The sequence below is a fragment of the Candidatus Binatia bacterium genome, assembly GCA_036493895.1.
Classification (GTDB): domain Bacteria; phylum Desulfobacterota; class Binatia; order UBA1149; family CAITLU01; genus DATNBU01.
The window spans coordinates 275,747-298,242 of record DASXOZ010000070.1 but is presented as its reverse complement, the minus strand read 5'-3'; the positions used below and the strand labels follow the sequence as shown (position 1 = coordinate 298,242).

The window sequence follows — 22,496 nt, the reverse complement described above, 5'->3', positions numbered from 1 at the left end:
TCAGCCCGCCGTCGGGTTCGGCGATAGGCCTACTACGCAGGCTCGCGTCTTGCCGCCTTTTCCGAAGGTCTCGTACTTGACGACGCCATTGACGAGAGCGAACAGCGTGAAGTCGCGGCCCATGCCGACTCCGGTGCCGGGGTGCACACGGGTGCCGAGCTGGCGCACGATGATGTTGCCGGCAACCACGATCTGGCCGCCGAACTTCTTGACGCCACGACGCTGGCCGCGGCTGTCGCGACCGTTCTTGCTGCTTCCCTGGCCTTTCTTGTGCGCCATCGCGTTCTCTCCAGTTCCGGGAACGGGTCAGTCGATCGAAGTGATCTGCACGGTGGTCTCGTATTGACGATGCCCCATGCGGCGCCGGTAGTTCTTGCGGCGCTTCTTCTTGAAAACGAGGATTCGCGGGCCCCGGTCCTGGACGATGATGACGCCGCGCACGGCCGCGCCTTCGACCAGGGGCGCGCCGACCTGGACCTGGTCGCCGTCGCCGCGAAGGAGCACTTCGCCGAACTCGACTTCCTGGCCCGGCTCGCCGGCCAGTTTCTCGATGGTCAGGCGCAGCCCTGGGCTGACGCGGTACTGCTTGCCGCCGGTTCGGATCACCGCATAAGACATGGTCTTTTTCCCTCGAAAGCCGGCGATCCTTACCGGAGCAGGGCGTCATGTCAACGCGGCACCGCGCACCCTGCAAGGTGGCCGGCGGCGGCCCCGCAAAGCGGCCGGCGGCGGCCCTGCAAAGCGGCCGGCGGCGGCCCCGCAAGGCGGCGGCCGCCCGCATGGCCGACCCGCCGCGATTGCCGAGAAAAACCAGGCGTGCGAGTGCTGACGGGATGGGCTCCGGGGGCAGCCGTGGCATCTTGTACCTGATGGCGAAAGCGCCCGAGCCCGGGCGCGTCAAGACGCGTCTCTGCCCGCCTCTGGACCACGGCCAGGCCAGCGCGCTGGCCTCGGCGTTCGCGCACGACCTCCTGCAGAGGCTCTCGTCGCGGCGGTCCTTCGAGCTTCGCCTTGCGATCGACGACGGTCGGAGCGCGGCCGACTTCGCCGCCCAGTCCGCAACTGCCGGCAACGGTTCGCAGCCCTTCGCTGCACGGAGCCTCGCCGACGAAGCCAGGCGCCTCGGAGTCTGTTTCGAGCACCAGGGCGGCGGGGACCTCGGCGCACGCATGGAACGCCTGATCGCGCGCGGGACGGATGCAGATGGATCGCCGACCCTCCTCGTCGGCGCCGACGTGCCCGACCTGCCCGACGAGGCCATCGAAAGAGCGTTCGACGTGCTCCAGGCGACCGACTGCGTGCTCGTACCCGCCCGCGACGGTGGCTACGTCGCCGTCGGCGCGCGGCGCCGCGTGCCGGCCCTGTTCGCGATCGACGCGCCATGGAGCAGCGCGGGGGTGCTGGCCGCGACGACGCGGTCCCTGGAGAGGGCCGGGGCAAGCTTCGAGGTGCTCGCGCAGTGGGAAGACGTTGACGATGCCGCTGCACTCGGCAGACTCGCCGCCCGTCTCAGCGACCGGGGCGGGCAGGTCGCGCCTGCGACAGCCCGCCTGCTGGAGAAGTGGAGAAGCGAAGGAGTCCGGTTCTGAGCAAGCACACCGTACAGCGCTGGGATCTCGACAAGACCTACCTCGATACGGACACCGAATCGTTGCGAGGCCTGCTGCGCATCCCGTTCGAGCGGGCGCGCGACAAGCGGGCGCTTCCCGGCGTGGCTGCGCTCGTCAAGGCGCTGCGCCGCAGCAACACCTCGCGCGGCATGACGACGTCGGTCAATTTCGTGACGGCCTCCCCGCCGCAGATCGGCGGCGCGATCCGGGAGAAACTGTCGCTCGACGGAATCGAGATCGACGAGATCCGTTTCAAGAACCAGATGCACCACCTGCTGCGCGGCCACTTCGAGGCGCTGCGCGAGCACGTCGGCTTCAAGCTGAGCGAGCTGATGCAGAGTGTGCGCGCCGGTCGCCGTGACGGGGAAGAGCTGCTGTTCGGCGACGACTGGGAGTCCGACGCTCTGGTGTACTCGCTGTACGCCGACATCTGCGAGGGACGCATCTCGTGGGCGCACCTCGAGCAGGTCCTCGAGAAAGTCGGCGTGCAGGACGCCGCTTACCTGCAGTCGATCCGCGACGCCTTGCATCGCACGGGGCCGCGCCGCCGCGTGCGCGCGATCTGCATCCTGAGGGCCCGTCGCCGGCCGGCCGGCGAGCTCGAGGCGTTCGGCGAAAGGCTCTACTGGTTCGACAGCTACCTCGAATGCGCGCTGATCCTGCACTCGCTCGGCAACCTGGACGCGCACGGTGTCGTCGAGGTCGCGGCCGCCAGCGATGCCGGACCGGACCTGGTGCGAGTCGCATTCGAATCCACGGCGCGGCGCTGGCCGCGCCTGCGGCGGGAGCACCTGACGCTCGCGCGAAAAGCGCTGGTCCAGGCCGAGCTGATGGAGCCGGTTGCGCCCGGCAGCGTCTTTCTGCGCGGCTACGTGCGCTGGCGCGCGCGGCGCGGCCGCTCGCCCATGCCGATGCGCGACGACGCGCCGCCGCTGCCGAACTACGACCAGCTCGCCGCGCAGTGGAGCCGCCGCGCGCGCCGCGAAAGAGAAAGGGAGCAGGAGCGAGACGCGATGCCGGTCCAGGAGTCCCATGAGTGACGCCGCCGCCGCTGCAGTCGTCGTGCTGACGACGACCGCCGATGAAGAATCCGCCCGCGCTCTTTCGATGGCGCTGGTCGGCGAGGGGCTCGCCGCGTGCGTGACACGCACGGCAGTGCGCTCTGTCTATCGGTGGGACGAAGGCGAGACATCGACGCACGATGCTTCGGCAATTCGCGACGACGCCGAAGTTCTTCTCGTGATCAAGACGGCGAGATCGCGGCTTGCGGCTCTGCAGCAGCGCATCCTGGAGCTGCATCGCTACTCGTGCCCCGAGGTCATCGCGATTGCCGCCGACCACGTCGAAGAGCGCTACAGGACATGGCTGCTCGCAGCGTGCGGTGAGCCGGGAGATTCGGTGGGGTAGCGGGCAACGCGGCCCGCGATTGCAACACTCAGCGGAGGACGGAAGAGGTTGCCGCCTGGTTGCGCGAGAGTTGCTCGCGCAGCAGCGAAGGGCGGAAGCCGACGTTCTTCAACTTGCTGGCCGCCGACTTCGCGCTTTCCTCGCAGGTGAACGGCCCGAAGCGAACGCGGTAGTCGCCGGCCTGCCTGTCCGGACCCTTGACGTAGTAGATGCCGGCGGTGCGCTGGTCGGCGCTGAGTCCTTCGATGAAATGATTCGCGTCGATCTTGTTCGAGAACGACGCGACTTCGAGGGCCCATGCGGTGGGCGGCGTCGAGAGCGTGTCGTCGATGTCGACGAGGCGAAGCGCGACGTCGGCCACGCCCTTGTTCACGATGTCGAGCGAGCTGGCGGCTGCGTACGAGAGGTCGAGGATGCGACCGGGAGCGAAGGGACCGCGGTCGTTGATGCGCACCGTGACTTTCTTGCCGCTTTCGATGTCGGTCACTTCGACTTCGCTGCCGAACGGGAGGGTGGGGTGGGCGGCAGTCAGGGCGTTCTTGTCGAAGACTTCGCCGTTGGAGGTGTGGCGCCCGTGGAACTGGGAGCCGTACCAGGAGCAGCTTCCTTTCTGGTGGAAGTCCGCCAGCACGGGGCCGCCCGGTTTCTCGAGGTACGACGGCTTCTGGGCAGCAACCGCGGTCTCGGCCGCGATCTGCGGTCCGAGGGGGTTGAGCGGGTACGTGGAGGCGGCACAGCCGGCCGTCAAGGCCAGCGCCGGGAGCCATACGGCCCAGAGAGATTGTTCACGCATAGTTGTTTTGTCTTCCGTGGGTGCGTTCCCGCGGGTGTCGCCGGCCAAACTGGAATGGCCCTCCCGACGTCCGTCCCGTGCTGGCCCGCAGGTTCCTTGGTGTCCGCGGGGCTCGGTGCCGGGCGGCACGAGCCGCGCCGGCCCGGATAGAAGAGCGGATACTGAACGGTCGTGCAACCCTGACCAAGCTTTTACAGGCGCCCGACCCTGTGGTATCGATGCAAAAAAGAGGCGAAGGTCCGGCGTCGTGGAACGGGCCCGACGGATGTGGTGGTAGTGACACACGCCACGATAAGTTGTTGAAAATCAAAGGTATGCTGCCAAAGGCCCTTCGGCTTGGCAACGGGCTCCGTACCGCCGCTCGCGGCAGGGATCCTGTGCGCAACGAGGCTCCGGGGACGGCGGCAGGCCGTCCAGCGGACGGCCGGAGCTTCAGGATGCCGTCGGGCCGGACAGCGGCGGCCGGCATACCGGGAGCCGCCGGCCAGCCGAAGCGCGCTACTGGCACTCGGCGGCGGCAGTGACCGCACGAAGGGACAGGTAAGGAGGAAGCTTGCGCGTTCTTGGCGTCGATCCGGGCACCGTGCGCTGCGGCTGGGCCGTCGTGGAGCTCACCGGGCCGCGCCTCGAGCACCTCGGCTCCGGCGTGATCGATGCCGGACGAGGGGCGGTCTGCGACCGGCTTCTCGTCATCCACCGCGCCCTCATCGACGTGATCGAATCGCTCAAACCCGACGCGTTCAGCCTCGAGCGCAACTTCGTCGCCCGCAACGTCCAGAGCGCCTTCCGCCTCGGCGAGGCCCGGGGCGTCGCGATGGCCGCTGCCGCCGCCGCCGGCCTCGGCGTCGCCGAATACACGCCGATGATGATCAAGAAGGCCGTCGTGGGTTACGGGAGAGCCGAGAAACTGCAGGTGCAGATGGCCGTGCAAAGACTGCTGTCGCTGCCCGAGCTGCCGATGCCCGATGCCGCCGACGCCCTGGCCGCCGCCCTGTGCCACGGCCTGTCCGGCGCGTTCCAGTCCCGCGTCGCCGATTCCGTTTCGCTGCGGGGCCTGAGCCGGCTTCGCGGTCGAAGCTGGCGGACCGTGCGCGGATGATCGGTCGCCTGCGCGGCACGCTGGCGCTGCGCCTTCCCGGCGAAGTGCTCGTCGAAGCCGGCGGCGTCGGCTACCAGGCGCTGATCTCGCTGCAGACGTTCACGTCGCTGCCGGCGCTCGGCCAGAACGTCCAGCTCGAGGTCGTTACCGTGCTGCGCGAGAACGCGCTGGAGCTGTTCGCGTTCTCGACGCTGGCAGAGAAGAACGCCTTCCAGCTGCTGCGGTCGGTCTCCGGCATCGGTCCGCGCATGGCGCTGGCCGTGCTGTCGGGAATTTCGGTCGGCGAGCTTGCCGCGGCCGTCTCCGGCGACAACGTCAAGCGGCTGACGGCCATTCCCGGCATCGGTCGCAAGACCGCCGAGCGCATCCTCATCGACCTTCGCGGCAAGCTCGACGGCGCGGCGCCGCCGTCGGCGCCGGGCAGTGCGGTCGACGACGACGCGGTGTCGGCGCTGGTCGGATTGGGCTACAAGCGCGGCGAGGCGGAGAAGGCCGTGCGCCAGGCGGCATCCTCTGCCAACGGGCTCGAGGAAGTGCTGCGCACCGCGCTGGCAAGCCTGGTACGCAGCGTCGCGCACTGACGACACCATGGAAGCGGCAAAACCGGGCAGCGGCGCAGCGGGCGCATTGACGGACGACGATCCGCTCGCGCCCGACCGCCGCAGTTTTGGCGACGAGCCCGCCGCCGAGCAGAGCCTGAGGCCCCAGAGTCTCGACGATTACGTCGGACAGGCGGCGGTGCGCCGCAACCTCGACATCGCCATTCGTGCCGCCACGGCACGCGGCGAATGCCTCGACCACCTGCTGCTGGTCGGACCGCCGGGACTGGGCAAGACGTCGCTTGCGTACATCGTCGCGCGCGCGATGGGCGGGCGCCTGCATCCGACGAGCGGTCCCGTGATCGAGAAGACGGGAGACCTCGCGGCCATCCTCACGTCGCTCGAACGCGGCGACGTGCTGTTCATCGACGAGATCCACCGCCTCGGCAAAGCGATCGAGGAGATCCTCTATCCGGCCATGGAGGATTACCGGATCGACCTCGTGATCGGCGAAGGTCCGTCGGCGCGCTCGATCTCGCTCGCGCTGCAGCGCTTCACGCTGGTCGGTGCGACGACGCGCTCGGGAATGCTCAGCTCTCCCCTTCGCTCGCGCTTCGGCAACACCTTCGTGCTCGAGTTCTACAGCGAGGATGAGCTGGCCGAGATCGTGCGGCGCTCGGCGCAGCGGCTGTCGGTCGTGATCGACGAACCGGCAGCGGCCCTGGTCGCATGTCGCGCCCGCGGCACTCCTCGCGTGGCCAACCGCCTGCTGCGCCGTCTTCGCGACTACGCGGAGGTGAAGGCATCCGGCCGAATCACGGGGGACGTGGCCGCCGCCGGCCTCGAGCTTCTCGGCGTCGACCAGGCAGGCTTCGATTCGATGGACCGGCGCCTGCTCGCCGCGCTCGTCGAAACCTTCGAGGGCGGTCCGGTGGGCATCGACACGCTGGCCGCCGCGCTCGGCGAGGACGCCGGTACGCTCGAAGAAGTGCACGAGCCCTACCTCATCCGCTGCGGGTTCGTGCAGAAGACGCCGCGGGGCCGGGTCGCGACCGCGCGCGCCTGGTCCCACCTCGGCAAGGAGCCGTCGCGAACCCAGCGCTCGCTGTTCGACTGAAGCGGCCATGCCATGGCGCTGACAAACGACGAAACGCCAGGCGCCCGGCAGGCGCGCGATGCCCGTGGGGCAGAGGCGCGCCGGTCGCGCAATCCCGCAGAAGAAGCGGGCGACGCGCAGCGTTTCGGTGAAGAAGCGCGCGTCGCCGCAGCCGAAGCCCGTCGCAGCGCCGAAGTGACGCGCCGGCGCCGCGAGAGCTTCATCGTCCTGCTCGCCGGCCTTGCCGTCGCCGCGTTCGGAATCTGGGGAACCGGCGGACCCGAGTCGCGCCAGGGAGGAGGCAACGTCTTCTCGTTCCTCCTGATCAACCTCAACGTCGTCCTGCTGCTGCTGATGGCGTTCTTCGTCGTCCGCAACCTGTTGCGCCTCGTGCTCGAGAGGCGCCGCGGCACGATGGGAAGCCACCTGCGCTCGCGCCTGGTGCTCGCGTTCGTCGTCATCGCGCTGTTCCCGGCCACGGTGATGGTGATCGTGTCGTACGAGTTCGTCAGCAACGGGATCGACGACTGGCTCGGGCGCGAGGTCGAAGAATCGCTCGACGACGCCTACAGCCTGGCGCGCATCTACTATCGCTCGACCGCCGAGCAGGCGGTGGCGCACGCCAACGCGCTCGCGGCCGACATCGCCTCGCGCGACCTGCTCGCGCCGTCGGCGCTGCCTGCCCTCAAGCAGCGCATCGCCGACGAGCAGCGCATCCACGGCCTTGCCACGGTGGAGGTGCTCGATCCGACCGGGGCCTCCCTGGTACGCATGTTCCGCGGCGCCGAGACCGTCGGTGAGCGCAGTCCTTCGGACGCCGAAATGGTCGACTCGGTGCGCCACGGGCAGTCGCCGACCCGCGTGGACACCGAAGGCGCGACCGACGTGATCCGCGGGGCCGCCAGCGTGCCGAGCCGCGACGGCAAGATCGCGGCGATCGTGATCGTCGACACGACGGTGGCCGAGAGCCCGCGCGCCTGGAGCTCCCAGATCCTCAATTCCTTCCGCGAATTTCGCCGCCTGACGCTGAGCAAGCAGCCGTTCAAGAACCTCTACCTCGTCACGCTGCTGCTGGCGTCCTTCGTCGTCGTGTTTTCCGCGACGTGGCTGGGCCTGTACCTTGCCCGCGGCGTCACCGAGCCGATCGGGCGCCTGGCCGAGGCCACCCGCGACGTCGCCTCCGGTCGCCTCGACGTCGCGCTGCCGGAGGAGGGCGGCGACGAGGTCGCCACGCTGGTGCGAGGTTTCAACACGATGATCGCCCAGCTCGCGCGCGGCCGCGAAGCCCTCGACGAGCGGCGCGCGTACATCGAGAACGTGCTCGCGAACATCGGCGCCGGCGTCGTCTCGATCGGCGCCGACGGCCGCGTCGGCACGATCAATCCCGCGGCGCTGGCGATGCTGGGGCTGCGCGAGGAAGCCGTGATCGGCCGCGTCGCCGAGACGGTGTTCGAAGAAGCGCGCATCCCCGAGGTCGTCTCCTTGCTGCGCGACGTGCGCGCCGGACAGCGCGAGGCCGGCAGCGGCGTCAACTTTCGTCGCGACGAGGATCGCACGCTGGTCGTGACCGCGACGAACCTGCGCCGCGGCAATACGGTCTCCGGCACCGTGCTGTTCTTCGAGGACGTCTCGCAGATCCAGCAGGTACAGCGCATGGAAGCCTGGCACGAGGTCGCGCGCCGCATTGCCCACGAGATCAAGAATCCACTGACGCCGATTCAGCTTTCGGCGCAGCGCCTGGAGCGGCGGCTTTCCGGGCGGCTCTCCGGCGGCGAAGCCGACGTCGTGCGCGAATCGGTCTCGACGATCGTTGCCGAGGTCGACGGGCTCAAGAGGCTCGTCAACGAGTTCTCGCAGTTTGCGCGCATGGGCGGCGGCGACAAGGCGCCGCAGGACTTGAATCCCATCGTCGAAGAAGCGCTGCCGCTGTACCGCCAGTCGCATCCCGACATCCCCGTGCAATTCCACGCGGCCGATTCCCTGCCGCCCGCGCGACTGGATCGCGACGCCGTGCGACGTGCGCTGACCAACCTCGTCGAGAACGCGATCGCCGCCGTGCGCGCGATGCCCGACGAGCCGCGCCGCATCGACGTGTCGACGCGCTTCGACCCGACGCTCTCGCGCGTGATCCTCGAGGTGGCCGACACCGGGGCCGGCATCTCGCGCGAAGTGAGGGCGCGCATCTTCGAGCCGTATTTCTCGACCAAGCCCGAGGGGACCGGCCTCGGTCTGGCCATTGTCGCGTCGATGGCCGCCGACCATCACGCCTACCTCAGGGTTCGCGCCAACGATCCGCGCGGCACCCGCTTCGTGATTGAGTTTCCTGCGACGCACGCGCAGCATCGCGCCTGACCATGGACGAAAGCATCCTCATCGTCGACGACGACTCCGGCGTGCGCGACAGCATCGGCGCCGTGCTGCGCGACGAAGGGTTTCGCGTGCGCTACGCGGCCGACGGGGACGAGGCCCTGGTGCGCGCCGGCGAAGAAAGGCCCGACCTCGTTCTTCTCGACGTCTGGCTTCCCGGAATGGACGGCATCCAGGTGCTCGAACACTTGCGCCAGGGCCACGCGGATCTTCCGGTCATCGTGATCTCCGGGCACGGAAACATCGAGACCGCCGTGCGCGCCACCAAGCTCGGCGCCATCGGCTTCATGGAAAAACCGTTCTCGATCGAGGGCCTGCTCGAGGCCATCTCCGGGGCCCTGCACCGCGCGAGGCCCGGCGAGGCGGGAGCTGCCGAGAGCGACGCCGCTTCGGGCGACGCGCGCTTTCGCGGCAGCGCCGGCTCGATCCTGGCCGGCCGCGAAGTGCGCCAGCGCACGGTGGCGCGCGCCGTCGTCGGCGCGGGGCTCGGTCTTCACAGCGGTGCGCGCACCGGGATCATCCTGCAGCCGTTGCCGCCGGGCAGCGGCATCGTCTTCAGCAGCGTCTCGGGGGCCGGCGAGGTCGAGGCCGACGTCGGCAACGTCGAGTCGACGGGCTATGCCACGACGCTCTTCAAGAAGGGCCTGGCGGTGCGCACGGTCGAGCACTTGATGGCAACGCTACACGCGTACGGAATCACGAACCTGCTCGTGAAGATCGAAGGCGAAGTTCCGATCCTCGACGGCTCGGCGGTCGAGCTGTGCGAGCTGCTCGAGCAGGCCGGCATCGACGAGCAGGACGCGACGATCACGTCGATCGAGCTGGCCGACGAGCTGCGCATGGACCCGGCGCCGGGCCAGTTCCTGTCGGTGCGGCCTTACGACGGCTTGCGAGTCACGTACGAGCTTTCGTATCCGCCGCCGATCGGCGACCAGACGTACGTCTTCACGATGCGCGATGCGCTGGACTTCCGCCACGAGATCGCCCCGGCCCGCACCTTCGGCTTCGTCGACGAGATCCGTGCGCTCGAGAGTGCGGGGCTGGGGCAGGGTGGGCAGCTCGGCAACTTCATCCTGATCGGCGAGCAGGGCGTCGTGAACACGACGCTGCGTTTTCCCGAGGAGCTCGCACGCCACAAGATCCTCGACATTCTCGGCGACTTCTACCTGCTCGGCGCGCCGCTGCGCGCCGAGATCCATGCGCGCAAGACCGGGCACTCGCACAACGTCGCGATGGTGAAGCGGATACGCGAGCTGATGAAGGCCGGAGGGCGTTACTCCAGCCCGATCACGCGCGGCTGAGAGAGCGTTCCGACGACCCGGTAGTTGTGCCAACCGTCGGCGTCGGCGCGGCTCCTCGGCATCATCGAAATCATCGCTCGCGAGCGCGGGTTGTCCTCGACTGCTCGCGCGCGAAGATCGACGCGCAGGCCGCCCTTGGCGTCCGGATGCTGGAGGTTGGCGCCGAGAAGCTCCCATTGGACGCCGCTCGCCTTCGCATGTCCCTCCTGCACGGTCAGGGCGCCCTTGCTGAACGACGCGCGCAGCACGAGGTCGCTGAATTCCCATTCGCCGAGCGGAAGGTCGCTGCCGTCGGCCGCAGCGTGCACCAGCGTTCCGCGAAAGACGCCGGCGCCCGACGTGAGGTCGATCTTCGCGCCGGTGGTCGCGCCGAGAAGAGGCCGCAGCGGATCGAATCCTTCCACTTCGACCGAGCCGTCCACCGTGCTCTGGACCTCGAGCTTGCCGATGTGCAGGCAGCGCGAAAGATCCACGCCCGAGACGTTCACCGCAATCGAGCTGCCGTCGACGCTGCCGCCGATGTGGCCGCCGCAGCCTTCGGCCTCGAAGCTGCGCGTGATCCCGAAGTACAGCCAGTCGAGGTCGAGGCTTCCCAGGTCCATTTCGAGGCCGACGCCGGTGGCCTTGACCCCGAAAGGAAGCGCGAATCGCAGCGTGTCGACGCGAAGATCGACGCCGCCGGCAGCCAGTGGAGTCCTGAGCAGCGGCAGCAGCCAGCGGTCGAGCGGCGCCATCAGCAACACGCCGATGGCGAAAGCGATGACGAACAGCAGAAACCGCATCGCAGGTGGATTCAGGACGGGAGCACGGCGGCTGCGGTCAGGCTCGCGTCGAAGTGGGAGGCGTCGTCATAGCGCTTCTTGACCGAGAACTGCTTGACGTAGACCGGGCTCTGCTCCCCTTCGATCGCGCGCAGCAGCGCGACGATCTCCCCGAGCGTGACCGACGAGAGCTTCAACTCGACGCTGCTCTCCTGGTGACCGGGATCGAGAGCGCGCCGCGCCGGGCTCATCGATGCAACCGACTCCGCGCGCAGCGTGGCACCGGTGGCCTTCTGCACGAACGCCAATACCGAGAAATCGGCCGCTGCCGCTGCCGGCGCGCCGGTCTTCGGCATATCGGTCTCGCTTGCATGGATCTGCCGCGCCAGCGTTTCGAGATCGCCGAGCTCGCCGCGAAGAGTCGCGATGTCGCGGCGCACCGAATCGCGCCCGCCGAGGAACGGGGAGACGACGAACGACCAGGCCATGACGACGGCGAGAAGGCTGCCGAAGATCGCGACGAGCCTCTGCTCGCGAGGGCTCAGGCGCGCCAGAAGGAGCTGGGCCTGGTGCGGCACGGAGCTCACGTGCCGCCCTCCCGCGCCGTGCTGCCGAGCTCGAGCAGGAAATCGACGCCGCCGCCGGTCACGGCCGCGTGCACGTCCTTGACCTCGACGCGCGAGAACGCGCCGCCCTTCTGCAGGGCCTCCTGCATCTTGGTGACGCTTTCAAAGGAGCCGGCGTGGCCGGTGACCTTGGACGCAGCCGGAGCGTGGTCCACCGAATCGACGACGACGTCGAGGTCTTTCGGCACGTCGCGCGAAAGAGCCGAAAGCAGCGTCAGCGGCGATGCGGCACCGCCGTGGGCAGCCGCCTCGGCCTTCGCGTTGAGCTCCTTCAGGCGCATCTCCATCTTGAGCTTGCGCGCGCTTCCGCCGCTCGGCGACGGCATCGCCGCCGAGTAGATCTGCTCGGCGCGCGCGGCAAGCTCCCTTCGCTCGGCGAACAGCTGCACGTAGTCGATGCCGATGGCGACGATGCCGAGCACCAGCGCGGCCGCTGCCCATCGAACGAGCGGCCGTGCCTCGTCCTGGAGGTCGCGAACGATCGCGAGGCCGAACAGCGAAGATGCCTCCGCGGCAAAATCGAGAAGCGGCGCGATTCCTTCGCCGCTGGCCGTCAGCAGCAGGCCGACGAGCGTGGTGTCGCTTCGCCAGTCTCGGGCACCGAGGCCTTCGACCGGGCAATTTGCCGGGAGCTCCTCGATGTGCGCGCCTGCGTGGCGTGCGGCAAGGGAGCGCGAAACGCGCGATGCCGAAGTGCCGCCGACCACGATGCGCGCCTCGTCGGCGCCGATCGTTGCCAGCGACCACGAGATGTTGCGCGAGAGCAGCTCCTCGTCGCAGGGCGCGACGACGCGAAGAGCGCAGAGGCGCCCCGCATCGAAGCTCGCGATGACTGCGCCGCCCGGACCGGCGTCGACCGCGGTGAACGTCGCGTCCTCTCCGACGGCGCGGCGGTACGCCGCAAGAATCACCGAAGGAGCCCACAGCAGGCGCTCGGGCGCGGCCTCGATGCCGGCGCCGGCAAGCCGCTGCCGGGCCTGCTCGATGCGCGCGCTGTCGACGATCGCGGCAAGCACCGTCGCACCTGCGGCGGAGCCCGGCGCCGGGCCGGCGAAATCCCACGCGAGGACCCCGTCGTCGAGATCGTAAGGGACGTGCTCTTCGAGCGCGGGGCCGACGGCCTGGGCAGCGCGGCGGCGGTCGCGGAAAGGGAGTGTCAGCACGCGGAACGCCGCGGCTTCCGCCTCGATGGTCGCAACGACGCGGTCGAACGGGCCGGCCACCGGCAGTACCGGCGTTTCCCCGTCCTCGAACGCCACGTCGAACACTTCGCCCACGTGCATCGAGCCGATGCTCGACTCGATGACGGCGCCGGTGGCACGACCGGAGTGGATCGAGATGGTCAGGGTCGTGCTGCTCATTATCGCAAGCCCGGGCCTTGCCCGGTGAGGTTCTGTGAGCCGCCGGGGCCCTGGCCCGCCAGCGCGGCATCGGTAATGCCGGTCGGGGCCGAGCCGTCGACACCGACGATGTTCGGTCCGCGGCGCGGGAGCAAATAGACGATGGTCGAAACGCCGTTGTCGCGGTGCAGTAGCGCTTCGCTCGAACGCATGGCGTCGCCGGCGGCGCCGGTGCTCCTCACCCGGAACCAGTCGCTCGAGAAACTGAACAGGCGGTCGAGGTCCGCTTTCGGAATCGCTTCGAGCCCGCCCGTCGTCCTCAGCCCGTCCGAGCTCGTGAAAGGGACGGCCGTGCGGGCCGCGATCAGCTTTTCGACCAGCGACTCGTCGTCCATCTTCGGGTCGATCGACCTCAGCACTTCCGCGGAAGCCGTGTTCACGTTCACCTTGGTCGTCGTCTCGGGCAGCACCGAGACGAAATGGCGCAGCTTGGTCAGGATCGCCGGCGTGAAGCCGCGCACCAGCGCCAGCTCCGCGTAGCTTCGCAGCGGTCCGTTGCGTGGTGCGTACGGAGGCTTCACGCTCGCGTACCACGCGTCTTCCGCGCCGAGAGGCCCCGACTCCGGCTCGTGGTTCGAGTCGATCCAGTCGGCCAGCGGAGAGACCAGCGTGCGGTCGAGGCCGAGCTTGTCGAACAGCGATTCGATCTGGTCGCGAACCCGCGTCCTGGTGCCGGCGCCGAGGTTGTTCAGGTTGATCTTGCCCTGCTCGTCCTCGATGCGCACGGTCAGCAGGCCGGCCCCGGTTTCGATCGGCGGAAGCTCGCGGGCCCAGATGTCCTGGAACGAGTCGGTCATACCGAGCTGGAAGTCGGCATGCAGCACTTCCCCGGCCAGCATCACTCCACTGTCGGCGACGGCCGCCGCGCGCCGGCCGGCAACCCACATCGCCGAGCGCCGGTATTCGACCTGGCTCGACGTCGTGAACTCGATGACGACGACCGTCATCAGCACCATCGTCAGCAGCGCCAGCAGCAGCGCGACGCCGCGCTCGCCTCGGCGGCCGCGAGCTCCCATGTGCGATGCCCGCGTCATTTCTTCGTGCCCGTGGAGGTGCCGGTGGTCTTGTGCGCTCCGGCGGGATTGTTGTTCGGGTTGCTGCTTGCCTGCTGGAAATCGGGCGCCGACGCGACCACGGGAAGAACGATCGTCGAGACGAGCTCGAGCGGCGCCGTGGCCGGCCCCGTCGCGTCCAGCGTCACCGTCGTCCTTACGGCGACCGGCGCCTTGTTGTGATGAGGTCCGGTCTCGGTGGAATCCCAGAAGTCGAGCCAGGTGCCCACTTCGTAGAACTCGAGCACGACGTCGGCTCCTTCGCTCATCACCTCGGCGGGTACCGTCGTCCAGTCCACCGGCAGCGCCTGGGGTGGGCGCACTTCCTGGCGCAGCAGCCGTCCCGACGAATCATAGCTCCACAGCACGTCGGCCTGGTCGCCGCGGTCCACGAAAAGCGTCGCGACGTCCTCGCCGGCGATGAACGCATCGACGGGCGTCACTCCGCGCGCGATCAGCGTCGTCGTCTCCAGCAAAGTGCGCTCGCTGCGCACGTCGCGACCGCCCGATTCCGGCGCGAGGAAGCGCGGAGGAAGCGGGCCGCGGATGCCGTCGTCCCAGTTGCCGGCCATGTCGTGCTCGAGCCGGTCGACCAGCACGCGCGCCTGGTTGTCGAGCGACAGCCGCGCGACGGCGTCGCGGCGGCTCGACAGCGTCCCGTTGATCACCGGGAAGAGCGCGGCGCCGACGATCGCGAAGATCGCCAGCGCGACGAGAAGCTCGAGCAGCGTCATGCCGCGTTGCGGCTCGTGCGAGGCGGGGCTCGCCGCCGCATGCACCGGAACGGGCGTCACTGCGGCTGCACCTGCACGTGCAGAGCCGCCCAGAGCTCGGCGAGCGAGTGGTCCTCGTCGCCGGCGAGCGAGACGCGCACGCGCACCTGCTTGAGTGTCTCGAGCGCGGTCGGCGTCACGTCGCGCGTCCACACGTAACGGTCCGACATCGCGCCGCCGTAGATCACCGCCTGTCCGTCCGACTGCTCGCGCGTGGGCGCGAACGTCCCGCGCAGCGTGCCTTCCTCGATTTCAGGATCGAGCTGGGCCAGCGCGAGCACATCGCTGGCCAGGGTGCCGGCCACCGTCAACTGCTCGGCTTCGGCGGCGAGCGCGAGGTTGCGCGCGTGCAGGCCGAGCAGCGTGACGATCGCGATGCCGAGGATCGCGGTCGCGATCAGCACCTCGAGCAGCGTGAAGCCGCGCTGGCGGGGCCGCGTCATTGGGGCTCCTCCGTCTCTTCGCGCCAGGCGGCCTCGCGCGTCGCATCGAGCAGCACCGTCGTCGTCGCGCCGCCGCTTTCGCCGAAGCGAACGCGCACGCTTTCGGGAAGGCCTTCGGGCAGGAACCAGATCGCGCGGCTGCCGGCCGAGGTCTCTCCGTTGGTGTCGATCACCGCGTCGATGGTCACGTCGGGCGGAAGGTCGGTCGATTTTGCCAGGGGATCGTCCGGATCCTCGTGGAACTCGGGGAGTGCGGCCGTGCCGTCCGTGGCCGCATACGGCGCCAGCGCGGCAACGTCCCAGTGCGAATCGTCGATGTCGATGGTGAGGCGATAGATGCGGCCGCTCAGGGAGGCTTCGTCGGCAAGGTACGTCATCGTCGTCGCGAGCCGGTCGGCGGCGGCTTCGAGGCGGGTGCGCCCTACGCTCGGCAGCAGCGGAACCGCCACCGTCACGAGCATCGCCATGATCAGAAGTACCAGCGTGACCTCGAGCAGCGTGAACCCGGAGGGAACGGGCTCGACTTTCGCTGCAGCTACGTTACGCGAATCGCAGCAGGTATCGCGCGCCGCCTGTACCTCTCCCGACTTCCCGCGCAGTCCCGGTACCTGTGACCTGCTAAGCGACATCCCGCGGAAAATCCGTATCCGATCACCCGGATTCGTCAGTTGTCGCGCGAATCGATGTCGGCGTCGTAGCCGTCGCCGCCTTCCTTGCCGTCGGCGCCGAGGCTCCGCAGCACGAAAGTGCGACCGTCGCTCGCGTACAGATACGGCCCGTCCCAGGGATCGACCGGCACCTTGTCGAGGTAGCCGCCTTCGCGCCAGTTGCGGGGCACGTCGCCGCGGGAAGGCTTCTCGGCCAGGGCGTCCAGGCCCTGGTCGGAGTTCGGGTAGTTGCCCGAGTCGAGCTTGTAGAGGTTGAGAGCCTGCGAGATCGCCGCGATGTCGGCCCGCGCCTTGACCACCTTTGCGTCGTCGGTACGTCCGATCAGCTTCGGCGCTGCGATGGAGATCAGCAGGCCGAGGATCAGTACGACCACGAGGATCTCGATCAGTGTGAAGCCCTTCTGTCGGTTCGCCTTTTTCAATGGGGTGTCTCCCGGCCTTCGCCGTGCTCGTCGTTCGCCGGCATCCGGCTAGTGCACGAGGCGATTCATATCAAAGATCGGCAGCATGATGGCGAGCATCACGAACAGCACCACGCCCGCCATCGCGAGCGTCGTGATCGGGCCCAGCATGTCGGCCATCCGATCGACGCGCAGTCGCACCTGTTCTTCAATGGCGGCGGCAGCGTGCGTGAGCATGCCGTCGAGGTCTCCGCTGCGCTCGCCCACCGCGACCATGTCCACGACAACGGGGTCGAACAGCGGGCTGGCCGCCATGCACGACGCCAGCGAGCCCCCTTCGAAGACCGAAGTCTCGGCCGCAGCCAGCGTCTCCGACAGCACCAGGCTGCCCGAAGACCCGCGCGCTACCCGCAGGCTCTCGACGAGGGGAAGTCCGCCTCCGACGAGCGTAGCGAGCGTCTGCGCGAAGCGTGCGACCGCGATGTCGCGGGCAGCGGTCCCGAGAACCGGCACGCGGTAGAAGAGCGTCTCCAGGCGCTGCCTGGATTGCGGCCTCGTCAGCGCGCGGCGAAGGCCGAGCGCGAGAAGCACACCGAGCGGGATCAGCAGCAACCCGTAGTGGGCAAGGAAATCGCCGATCCCCATCAGCATGCGGGTCGGCAGCGGCAGCGTCTGCTTTCGCTCGGCGAAGATGCGCGTCACCTGGGGAACGACGTAGGCCAGCAGGAAAATGACGATCGCCGCACCGACCGACGAAAGCAGCGCCGGGTAGGTCATCGCGCCGATCAGACGCGAGCGCAGCCGCGACTGGGCCTCGGCGTGTGCGGCGATGCGCTCGAGCACGGCGTCCAGGGCGCCGCTGGCCTCGCCGGCCTCGACCATGCCGGTGTAGATCGACGGAAAGACCGTCGGATGATCGGCCATCGCCGCCGCCAGCGACGCGCCTTCGCGGATGCGCGTGCGCACGGCCTCGAGCGCTTCGCCGAGCGCGGCGCCTCCGCGCCGGCGCCGGAGCGCATCGACTGCTTCGTCGAGAGGAACACCTGCACGCAGGAGCGTCGCGAGCTGGCGCAGCGCCTGCGCGAGCTCGGAGGTGCTGACTCCGCGGCGCAGCGTCCAGCCGCGCGCACCCGCTTCCGCCTTGACCTCGGTGACGCTGGTCGCAAAGACGTTGCGCTCGCGGAGCGTCGCGCGCGCGCTGCGCGGGTTGTCGGCCTCGACGACGCCGCCGACGCTGCGCCCGCTTGCGGAGACGCCGCTGTAGCGGAACGACGGCACGAGGCTACTCGGCTTCCTCGGTCGTCACGCGCAGTACTTCGGACGCAGAGGTCAGGCCGGCGCGCACCTTGGCGGCGCCGTCGTCGCGCATCGTCTTCATGCCCCGGGCGATGGCACGGCCCTGGAGAGTGGAGGCGTCGGTGCGTTCCATGATGCCGGTGCGAAGCTCGTCGTCGGTCACGAGGAGTTCGCAGACGGCAAGCCGGCCGCGGTAGCCGCTGCCGCGGCATGCATCGCAGCCGCTGCCCGGCGACCTCGATCCCTGCAGGTCGGACGTGAGGCCGAGCTCGATCATCGTCGGATCGCGGCGGTCGGCTGCCGCCGCGCACGAAGGACATAGCCGGCGCACGAGGCGCTGCGCGGCGATGCCGATCACCGAGGACGAGACGAGGAAGGGCTCGATGCCCATGTCGAGAAGGCGCGTGATCGCGCTGAACGAATCGTTGGTGTGCAGCGTGCTGAACACGAGGTGGCCGGTCAGGGCGGCCTGGATCGCAATGCGCGCAGTTTCGGCGTCGCGGATTTCGCCGACCATGATGACGTCGGGATCCTGGCGCAGCACCGAGCGAAGTCCGCTCGCGAACGAGAGGTCGATCTTCGGGTTGACCTGGATCTGGCCGATGCCGCGAAGCTGGTACTCGATCGGATCCTCGATCGTGATGATGTTGCGGTCGGGCGAATTGATTTCCGACAGCGCCGCGTAGAGCGTCGTCGTCTTGCCGCTTCCGGTCGGGCCGGTCACCAGCACGATCCCGTGGCTCTGGCGGATCAGGCGCCGCAGCGCCACGAGGTTGTCGCCCGAAATTCCGCTTTCCTCGAGGCCGAGCAGCGTCGTGCTGCGGTCGAGAAGTCGCAACACGACACGCTCGCCGAAAGCCGTCGGCACCGTCGACACGCGGATGTCGAGCTCGCGCCCGGCGACGCGCGTGCGGATGCCTCCGTCCTGGGGCAGGCGCTTCTCGGCGATGTTCATGCGCGCCATCACCTTGATTCGCGAGACCACGGCTGCGTGCAGGCGGCGAGGCGGAGTGAGCACTTCGTTCATGATCCCGTCGATGCGGAAACGGATCGAGCTGTTGCGTTCGAACGGCTCGATATGGATGTCGGACGCGCCGTCCTTGGCCGCCTGGTAGATCAGCGAGTTGACCAGGCGGATCACCGGCGCGGCATCTTCGGCTTCGAGCAGGTCCGGGGCGTCGCTGAGCTCGGCTGCCTTGTCGGCAAGCGATCCGCCGCCGAGGTCGCTGACGACGTCGGCGGCCGCGTCGGCGGCAAGATCGAATGCACGGTTGACCGCTTCGAGCAGCGCGGCTTCGGGCACGACGACGGGATCGATCTCGACGCCGTACACGACGCGCAGGTCGTCGAGCGGACCGATGCGGAGGGGATCGGACGTCGCGACCACCAGCCGCCCGTCTTCGAGCGCGACCGGCAGCACGCGGCCGCGCCGGCACTGCTGCATCGTCACTCGCGCGAGAACTTCCGGCGCGATTGCCAACGGATCGATGCCTTCGGCGTACGCGAGCCCCAGCCGGGTGGCCTGTTCCTGGGCGGCGGCGTGCGCCGGGATGACGGCGCTGGCGCTCATTGCTGAAGTGGAGGATCCGGAGGCGGCGCGGGCGGCGCCTCAGCGGGCTTCGCCGTCGCGGTCGTCTTCGTGACCGTCGTCGATTTGGTCGTGGTCTTCGTGGCGGCCCGGTCGGAAGCCTGCGCCGCAGCGGGCGCCGCCGCGCGGTGATGGGCCGCTTCGAGCTCGTGCTCGTTGTTCCGCTCTTCGCGGCTGGTGATGTCGGAGACTTCGGTGGCGTCGACGCCGGCGTGCGGCTGGTCGCCGGGAAGCGGGGTCTCGGGGTGCTGCATCTGCGCGCGGAACAGGTCGCGGCGGTCGCGGCTGACGAAATCGAGATCGCGAGGGCTGCGGATCACGTGCGGCGTCAGGAAGATGATCAGGTTCACCTTCTCGTTCTGCTTGGACTTCTGCTGGAACAGGCGCCCGATCCACGGAATGTCGCCGAGCAGCGGCAGGCGGTTGTCGGCGCTCTCGTCGCGATTGCTGATCAGGCCGCCGATCACGATGGTGCGGCCGTCGCCGACGCTCACCGTGGTCGTCGCCGAGCGGATCGTCGTCGTGGGCCCGACGCTCGTGGCCTGGGAGTCGGTCTGGGGCGTGTGGACCACTGCCGAGACTTCCTGCTGCACGTCGAGCACGACGATGTCGCCTTCGGCGACCTGGGGCTTGACGCGCAGCTTGACGCCGACGTTCTGCCTCTCGACCTGCGTGAAGACGTTCTCGATCTTGGCCAGGTCGGAGGCGCGGCCGGTGACGAACGGGATGTTCTGGCCGACGACGATCTCGGCTTCCTGGTTGTCGAGGGTCAGCAGAGTGGGGGCCGACAGCACTTCGACGTTGTCGGTCTGGTTCAGTGCCTGCAGCAGCGCGTAGTTGGCCGGGATCTCGGTTCCGTCGGGCAGCTGCACCTGCTTGTCGCTCGCGGCAGCGGCGACCAGGCCGCCGAGCGCGAGCGGGTTGATGAACGCGGAGGCGAGGTCGGCGATGTTCGAGCGCAGCAGGATGTTGCCGCTGCCGGCGCTGATCACCGACTGGTAGTCGAAGCCGAGGGCCTTGGCCTTGGTCGCCGAGGCCTCGATGATGATCGCCTCGATGAACACCTGCGGACGCGGGATGTCGAGCTTCTCGAGCAGCGACAGGATCGTCCTCCACTCGTTGTTCGGGCCGTTGACGATGACGGCGTTGGTCGCGAGGTCGGCGGTGATCGAGACGTTCTCGTCGGAGGCCGACGGGGGAGTGGAGGATGCGGGGTTCTGCGACATGCTCGTCTGAAGCATGCTCGAGTTCGACGAGTTATTTGACGTCGGCCACGACGTCAGGTCGTCCTTCTTGTTCGACGATCCCTTCTGCGCGCGTCCGCCGCCCTTCTTCGAGCCGAGCAGCATTCCGGAGACCACCTCGACCAGGTTCTCGGCGTCGGCGTTCTTCGAATAGTAGACGTGAACCCGTTCCTCGCCGGGACGGATCTCCTGGTCCAGCCCCGCCGCCAGCGCCTTGATGCGCGCCATCTCGGCGGGCGGCGCCATGACGACCAGAGAGTTCGTGCGTTCGTCCGGCGTGATCTTGAAGCCGAGCTGCGAGGTCGGCGTGGAGCTGTTCGACTCCTTCTCTTCCTTGTTGCTGCTGTTGCTGCTGCTGCTGCCGCCGCGGCGCCGGCCGCCGCCGCCGCCACCTCCGCTCGGTCCGATCAGCAGGTCGATGATCTGCTCGGCGGTGCGCACCGACTCGGCGTGCTTGAGCGGAATCACCGCGATCACCTGCTCGTGGCCGGGGATGTCCATCACGCGGATCATCTCGGTGATGCGCGCCAGGTTGCTCGCGGTGTCGCTGACGATGACGGTGTTGGTGCCCTCGTAGGGAACGATGGAGCCGTCCTTGGAGATCTGCGGAGCCAGCACGTGCGCGATGTCGCCCGAGTTGACGTAGCGAAGCGGGATCAGCTTGGTCGTAAAGCCTGCCGCGGGCCGCTCGGGGTTCTCGACCGACGAGCCCGACGTGCGCGCTTCCTTGATCGACACGATGCGCATCACGGCGCCTTCGTCGACCGTCGTCAGGCCCTGCGTGGCCAGCACCGACTGGAACATCGCGAAGGCCTGTTCGGAGTTGACCGGTGTCGGCGAGACCACCGAGACCGTGCCCTCGATCTTGTCGCCGAAGACGATGTTGCGTCCGGTGACCTTGCTGATGAAGCGGATGAACGCCGTCAGGTCGACGTTCTCGAAGTTCATCACGATGGCGTTCTTGTCGGTGGGGACGGGAAGCTCCGCGTCGGTCGACTGGGCGAGCGCGAGCGCAGCCGGCACCAGCGTGCAGGCAAGGGCGAGCGCGAATGCGGCGGCCCTGGCTCTCATCGGATGGTGTACGTCTGGGTGTGCAGCTTTCCGCCGCGGACGAATCCGACGCGGATCTGGCTCATCGACTGGACGTCCTCGAGCAGGCCGACGGCCTTGGACGGATCGGTAAGCTCGGTGTCATTGACTCGTTGCACGATGTCTCCATCCAGCAACCCGATCTTGTCGAAGATCGAGCCGCGGCGAATGTTGAAGAGCTTGAAACCCGAGCTCTTGCCGCCGTCGAGCACGGGCACGGCGCGCACTTCGGTGATCACCTCGTTCAGGTTCGACACGACGTGCTCGATCTCGCGTCGATCGACGAGGTAGGCGCCCTCGCCGGTCTTCTTGACACCGGCCGTGTCGTCCTTGTGACCGCCCTTGTCTTTTTCCTTGCCCTTGCCCTTGAGGTCCTTCGGCCTTTCGGGACCGGCATGCTTCATGGCCTGGTGGGCGCCCTTCTTCGAATCCTTCGCAGAGTCGGCGGCCGCCTCGTCCTGGTCCTCGATGATCTCGTAGCGCCGCTTCTTGCCCTTCTGGAGCACGTCGGCACCGCCGGTGTCCACCGAGACCAGCTTCGGTCCCTCGAACACCTTCTCACCGATCGCGAAGACATTCTGCTCTCCGCTGCCCGTGTTCTCGAACACTGCGAACCACGAGCCGTGGGAAGAGGCGACTCCGCGAAGTCTCAAGTCGACGCTGCCAGCGCCGGCGGCCTGACCGTCGTCGGAAGCCACGTCGACGTCGGCGGCGCCGAAAATGTTGCGTTTGAGGATCTCCGCATCGTCGGCGCCACGCCTGGTGTGGGGCTGGCCCGCAAGAGGATCCTCCGCCTTCTGCGTAGCCGCCAGCCGGGGATGCAGGTCGATGGTCGCCAGCTTGACGACCACGACAGCAGCCGCCCACGCTGCCAGCACGATCAGGCAGTAATGGAGGGCCTTCAGTGCCTGACCCAGGCCCGCGCGGCGCAACACCGCGCGGA

General features: G+C 68.5%; 22 protein-coding genes and 1 pseudogene. 8 read left to right on the top strand and 15 right to left on the bottom strand.

The features are described 5' to 3' along the window. The gene (gene rpmA / locus VGK20_16695) at positions 1-279 is read right to left on the bottom strand and encodes a 50S ribosomal protein L27 (protein HEY2775681.1); all 279 of its coding nucleotides are present in this window, start codon (positions 277-279) and stop codon (positions 1-3) included. 27 nt (positions 280-306) lie between these two features. Then, positions 307-618: a 50S ribosomal protein L21 gene (gene rplU, locus VGK20_16690; protein HEY2775680.1), complete on the bottom strand. Its 312-nt coding sequence runs from the start codon at positions 616-618 to the stop codon at positions 307-309. A 251-nt stretch (positions 619-869) separates the two neighbouring features. On the opposite strand from rplU, the gene VGK20_16685 reads away from it, so the two are divergent. From VGK20_16685 to cutA, 3 genes are read left to right on the top strand one after another with little or no spacing between them, the layout of a single operon-like run. Then, positions 870-1,589 carry a TIGR04282 family arsenosugar biosynthesis glycosyltransferase gene (locus VGK20_16685; GenBank protein ID HEY2775679.1) on the top strand — a complete coding sequence of 240 codons (720 nt, stop codon included), beginning with the start codon at positions 870-872 and terminating at the stop codon, positions 1,587-1,589. Next, entirely contained in the window at positions 1,562-2,650 is a 1,089-nt protein-coding gene (locus VGK20_16680; protein HEY2775678.1) for a hypothetical protein, read from the top strand. Before VGK20_16685 ends, VGK20_16680 begins: the two co-directional genes overlap by 28 nt. Continuing rightward, a complete protein-coding gene (cutA, locus tag VGK20_16675) occupies positions 2,643-3,017 on the top strand; it encodes a divalent-cation tolerance protein CutA (protein ID HEY2775677.1) in 375 nt (124 codons plus the stop codon). Before VGK20_16680 ends, cutA begins: the two co-directional genes overlap by 8 nt. Positions 3,018-3,045: 28 nt before the next feature. Here the strand turns inward: cutA and VGK20_16670 are convergent, their stop codons facing one another. Next, entirely contained in the window at positions 3,046-3,810 is a 765-nt protein-coding gene (locus VGK20_16670) for a septal ring lytic transglycosylase RlpA family protein (GenBank protein ID HEY2775676.1), read from the bottom strand. 553 nt (positions 3,811-4,363) lie between these two features. Here VGK20_16670 and ruvC point away from each other — a divergent pair. From ruvC to lpxC, 5 genes and pseudogenes are all read left to right on the top strand, one after another. Further along, on the top strand, positions 4,364-4,909 hold the full coding sequence (gene ruvC / locus VGK20_16665; GenBank protein HEY2775675.1) for a crossover junction endodeoxyribonuclease RuvC: 546 nt from the start codon (positions 4,364-4,366) through the stop codon (positions 4,907-4,909). Continuing rightward, a complete protein-coding gene (gene ruvA / locus VGK20_16660) occupies positions 4,906-5,490 on the top strand; it encodes a Holliday junction branch migration protein RuvA (protein ID HEY2775674.1) in 585 nt (194 codons plus the stop codon). Before ruvC ends, ruvA begins: the two co-directional genes overlap by 4 nt. A gap of 94 nt (positions 5,491-5,584) precedes the next feature. Then, positions 5,585-6,565 (top strand): annotated as a pseudogene (gene ruvB, locus VGK20_16655) (Holliday junction branch migration DNA helicase RuvB). Positions 6,566-6,577: 12 nt separating this feature from the next. Beyond that, complete coding sequence (locus VGK20_16650) at positions 6,578-8,896, top strand: ATP-binding protein (protein ID HEY2775673.1); 2,319 nt, start codon at positions 6,578-6,580, stop codon at positions 8,894-8,896. Between the two features lie 2 nt (positions 8,897-8,898). Next, complete coding sequence (gene lpxC, locus VGK20_16645; protein HEY2775672.1) at positions 8,899-10,212, top strand: UDP-3-O-acyl-N-acetylglucosamine deacetylase; 1,314 nt, start codon at positions 8,899-8,901, stop codon at positions 10,210-10,212. Here lpxC and gspN read toward each other — a convergent pair. Genes gspN through gspC form a run of 12 tightly spaced genes read right to left on the bottom strand, consistent with a single transcriptional unit; the run spans position 10,185 to position 22,488 of the window. Next, complete coding sequence (gspN, locus tag VGK20_16640) at positions 10,185-10,994, bottom strand: type II secretion system protein GspN (GenBank protein HEY2775671.1); 810 nt, start codon at positions 10,992-10,994, stop codon at positions 10,185-10,187. The two genes, lpxC and gspN, sit on opposite strands and share 28 nt — an antisense overlap. Positions 10,995-11,005: 11 nt before the next feature. Then, a complete protein-coding gene (gene gspM, locus VGK20_16635) occupies positions 11,006-11,560 on the bottom strand; it encodes a type II secretion system protein GspM (GenBank protein HEY2775670.1) in 555 nt (184 codons plus the stop codon). Next, positions 11,557-12,960 (bottom strand): hypothetical protein, encoded by a 1,404-nt coding sequence (locus tag VGK20_16630; GenBank protein HEY2775669.1) that lies wholly within the window; start codon positions 12,958-12,960, stop codon positions 11,557-11,559. Before VGK20_16630 ends, gspM begins: the two co-directional genes overlap by 4 nt. Then, a complete protein-coding gene (gene gspK / locus VGK20_16625; GenBank protein HEY2775668.1) occupies positions 12,960-14,033 on the bottom strand; it encodes a type II secretion system minor pseudopilin GspK in 1,074 nt (357 codons plus the stop codon). Before gspK ends, VGK20_16630 begins: the two co-directional genes overlap by 1 nt. Continuing rightward, positions 14,030-14,845 carry a prepilin-type N-terminal cleavage/methylation domain-containing protein gene (locus VGK20_16620; protein HEY2775667.1) on the bottom strand — a complete coding sequence of 272 codons (816 nt, stop codon included), beginning with the start codon at positions 14,843-14,845 and terminating at the stop codon, positions 14,030-14,032. The genes gspK and VGK20_16620 overlap by 4 nt, the downstream gene beginning before the upstream one ends. Continuing rightward, entirely contained in the window at positions 14,842-15,267 is a 426-nt protein-coding gene (locus VGK20_16615; protein HEY2775666.1) for a prepilin-type N-terminal cleavage/methylation domain-containing protein, read from the bottom strand. The genes VGK20_16620 and VGK20_16615 overlap by 4 nt, the downstream gene beginning before the upstream one ends. After that, positions 15,264-15,896, bottom strand: a complete 633-nt coding sequence (locus VGK20_16610; protein ID HEY2775665.1) for a GspH/FimT family pseudopilin — start codon at positions 15,894-15,896, stop codon at positions 15,264-15,266. The genes VGK20_16615 and VGK20_16610 overlap by 4 nt, the downstream gene beginning before the upstream one ends. Before the next feature lie 35 nt (positions 15,897-15,931). After that, positions 15,932-16,357 carry a type II secretion system major pseudopilin GspG gene (gene gspG / locus VGK20_16605; GenBank protein ID HEY2775664.1) on the bottom strand — a complete coding sequence of 142 codons (426 nt, stop codon included), beginning with the start codon at positions 16,355-16,357 and terminating at the stop codon, positions 15,932-15,934. A gap of 48 nt (positions 16,358-16,405) precedes the next feature. Continuing rightward, entirely contained in the window at positions 16,406-17,614 is a 1,209-nt protein-coding gene (locus VGK20_16600; GenBank protein HEY2775663.1) for a type II secretion system F family protein, read from the bottom strand. Positions 17,615-17,618: 4 nt separating this feature from the next. Next, positions 17,619-19,202, bottom strand: coding sequence for a type II secretion system ATPase GspE (gene gspE / locus VGK20_16595; protein ID HEY2775662.1), 1,584 nt, complete (start codon positions 19,200-19,202; stop codon positions 17,619-17,621). Continuing rightward, a complete protein-coding gene (gene gspD, locus VGK20_16590; protein HEY2775661.1) occupies positions 19,199-21,535 on the bottom strand; it encodes a type II secretion system secretin GspD in 2,337 nt (778 codons plus the stop codon). The genes gspE and gspD overlap by 4 nt, the downstream gene beginning before the upstream one ends. Further along, positions 21,532-22,488 (bottom strand): type II secretion system protein GspC, encoded by a 957-nt coding sequence (gene gspC / locus VGK20_16585; protein ID HEY2775660.1) that lies wholly within the window; start codon positions 22,486-22,488, stop codon positions 21,532-21,534. Before gspC ends, gspD begins: the two co-directional genes overlap by 4 nt. Positions 22,489-22,496: the final 8 nt, after the last annotated feature.

Bases quoted from the DNA above. Each gene is read 5' to 3' on its own strand.
- rpmA (HEY2775681.1), bottom strand. From the start codon at position 279: ATGGCGCACAAGAAAGGCCAGGGAAGCAGCAAGAACGGTCGCGACAGC.
- rplU (HEY2775680.1), bottom strand. From the start codon at position 618: ATGTCTTATGCGGTGATCCGAACCGGCGGCAAGCAGTACCGCGTCAGC.
- VGK20_16685 (HEY2775679.1), top strand. From the start codon at position 870: ATGGCGAAAGCGCCCGAGCCCGGGCGCGTCAAGACGCGTCTCTGCCCG.
- cutA (HEY2775677.1), top strand. From the start codon at position 2,643: ATGAGTGACGCCGCCGCCGCTGCAGTCGTCGTGCTGACGACGACCGCC.
- VGK20_16670 (HEY2775676.1), bottom strand. From the start codon at position 3,810: ATGCGTGAACAATCTCTCTGGGCCGTATGGCTCCCGGCGCTGGCCTTG.
- ruvA (HEY2775674.1), top strand. From the start codon at position 4,906: ATGATCGGTCGCCTGCGCGGCACGCTGGCGCTGCGCCTTCCCGGCGAA.
- VGK20_16650 (HEY2775673.1), top strand. From the start codon at position 6,578: ATGGCGCTGACAAACGACGAAACGCCAGGCGCCCGGCAGGCGCGCGAT.
- lpxC (HEY2775672.1), top strand. From the start codon at position 8,899: ATGGACGAAAGCATCCTCATCGTCGACGACGACTCCGGCGTGCGCGAC.
- gspN (HEY2775671.1), bottom strand. From the start codon at position 10,994: ATGCGGTTTCTGCTGTTCGTCATCGCTTTCGCCATCGGCGTGTTGCTG.
- VGK20_16630 (HEY2775669.1), bottom strand. From the start codon at position 12,960: ATGAGCAGCACGACCCTGACCATCTCGATCCACTCCGGTCGTGCCACC.
- gspK (HEY2775668.1), bottom strand. From the start codon at position 14,033: ATGACGCGGGCATCGCACATGGGAGCTCGCGGCCGCCGAGGCGAGCGC.
- VGK20_16615 (HEY2775666.1), bottom strand. From the start codon at position 15,267: ATGACGCGGCCCCGCCAGCGCGGCTTCACGCTGCTCGAGGTGCTGATC.
- VGK20_16610 (HEY2775665.1), bottom strand. From the start codon at position 15,896: ATGTCGCTTAGCAGGTCACAGGTACCGGGACTGCGCGGGAAGTCGGGA.
- gspE (HEY2775662.1), bottom strand. From the start codon at position 19,202: ATGAGCGCCAGCGCCGTCATCCCGGCGCACGCCGCCGCCCAGGAACAG.
- gspD (HEY2775661.1), bottom strand. From the start codon at position 21,535: ATGAGAGCCAGGGCCGCCGCATTCGCGCTCGCCCTTGCCTGCACGCTG.